This window comes from Streptomyces sp. NPDC020192 (genome assembly GCF_044388685.1).
GTDB lineage: Bacteria > Actinomycetota > Actinomycetes > Streptomycetales > Streptomycetaceae > Streptomyces.
In genome coordinates this window covers 1-2,060 of sequence record NZ_JBIRXG010000120.1, presented here as the reverse complement: position 1 = coordinate 2,060, position 2,060 = coordinate 1, and the positions used below count along the sequence as shown (strand labels likewise).

Below are 2,060 nucleotides of genomic sequence, written 5' to 3'. Positions count from 1 at the left end.
CTGGGTGCCGTACGGGGCCGGACGGACGTGCCGCCGTTGTGGCGCGTCCTGGCCGGGCAGCCGGCCCGCCGCGCCGCCGGCGACCACCAGGCCGGCCCCGACGACCTCGCACACCGCCTGGCGGGCCTCACCCTCGCGGACCGCGAGGAAGCGCTGCTGGCCCTGGTCGCCGACCACGTGGCGGCGGTGCTCGGATACGCCTCCCGCGACCAGATCGACACCACCCAGGCCTTCCGGGAACTCGGCTTCGACTCGCTCAGCGCCATCGAGCTGCGCAACCGGTTGCAGACGGCGACGGGACTGACCGTTCCGGCCACCCTCGTCTTCGACTACCCGAACCCGCAGCGCCTCGCCACCCACCTCGCCGAGCAGTTCGGCGACGCTCCGCGCGACGCGCTGGACACGCTCCCGCCGCTCGTCTCCGTGGACGACGACGCGCTCGTGATCGTCGGCATGGCCTGCCGCTTCCCGGGCGGTGTCCGCGACATCGACGGCTTCTGGCGGCTGATCGCGAACGGGGAGGACGGCATATCGCCCTTCCCGGCCGACCGCGGCTGGGACCTGGAGGCCCTGTACGACCCGGCGGGCGACCGGTCGGACACCTCCGTCACCCGCGAGGGCGGCTTCCTGGACGAGGCCCTCGACTTCGACGCAGCCTTCTTCGGCATCTCGCCGCGTGAGGCACTCGTCACCGACCCGCAGCAGCGGTTGCTCCTGGAGACGTCATGGGAGGCGCTGGAGCACGCCGGGATCGCCCCCGACAAGCTCTCCGGCAGCCGCACCGGCGTCTTCGTCGGCAGCTACCAGTCCGGCTACAGCGAGGTCATCGGCGAAGCCCTCGACGAGGCCGAACCGCAGATGCTGACCGGCAACGCCCAGAGCGTGCTGTCGGGGCGCGTGGCCTACACGCTGGGCCTTGAGGGCCCGGCGGTGACGGTCGACACGGCCTGCTCGTCCTCGCTGGTGGCTCTCCACTGGGCGGGCCAGGCGCTGCGCGCGGGGGAGTGCTCCCTCGCCCTGGTCAGCGGCGTGACCATGATGGCCACCCCGAACACCTTCATCGGCTTCTCCCAGCAGGGCGGCGTCGCGGCCGACGGCCGGTGCAAGGCGTTCGCGGACGGGGCGGACGGTACTGGCTGGTCCGAGGGTGTTGGTGTCGTGGTCGTGGAGCGTCTGTCGGACGCCGAGCGCAACGGGCACCGGGTGCTGGCGGTGGTGCGTGCCAGCGCGGTCAACCAGGACGGTGCGTCGAACGGTCTGACGGCGCCGAACGGCCCGTCGCAGCAGCGGGTCATCCGCCAGGCGCTGGCCGCCGCCGGTCTGGGCTCCGCCGATGTGGACGCGGTGGAGGCGCACGGCACCGGTACGTCCCTGGGTGACCCGATCGAGGCGCAGGCGCTGCTGGCCACCTACGGGCAGGACCGTCCGGAGGACCGGCCGCTGTGGCTCGGTGCCGTGAAGTCGAACATCGGTCACACGCAAGCGGCTGCCGGTGTGGCGGGTGTGATCAAGATGGTGCTGGCGATGCGCCACGGTGTGCTGCCCCGCACGCTGCACGTGGACGCGCCCAGCACCCAGGTGGACTGGACCCAGGGGCAGGTGCGGCTGCTGACCGAGGCCATGCCGTGGCCGGAGACCGGCCGTCCGCGCCGCGCGGGCGTCTCCTCGTTCGGTATCTCGGGCACGAACGCACACGTGATCCTGGAGGCACCGGAGCCCGAGCCCGGGACCGAGCCGGACAGTGAAGCCGACACCGGCTCGCAGACCTCCATGGCATGGGTGGTCTCGGGACGTACGGCGGCTGCGGTGCGTGGTCAGGCGGGGCGTCTGCTGTCGGTGGTGGAGTCGGCCGAGGCGGTGGATGTGGGTGCGGCGTTGCTGTCGCGTTCGCTGTTCGAGCACCGTGCGGTGGTGGTGGGCAGGGACCGTGAGGAGTTGCTTGCGGGTCTGACCGGTCTTGCGGCCGGTGAGCCGGTCGGCAATGTGGCAAGCGGTGTTGCTCGGAGTGGTCAGGGTCGTCGGGTGGTGTTCGTTTTCCCGGGGCAGGGTGCTCAGTGGGT

General features: G+C 72.2%; 1 protein-coding gene. It reads left to right on the top strand.

The window, feature by feature from the left end; translation table 11 throughout:
* The coding region (locus tag ACH47Z_RS47135) for a type I polyketide synthase (protein ID WP_399086824.1) at nucleotides 1-2,060 on the top strand (2,060 nt) is incomplete at both ends.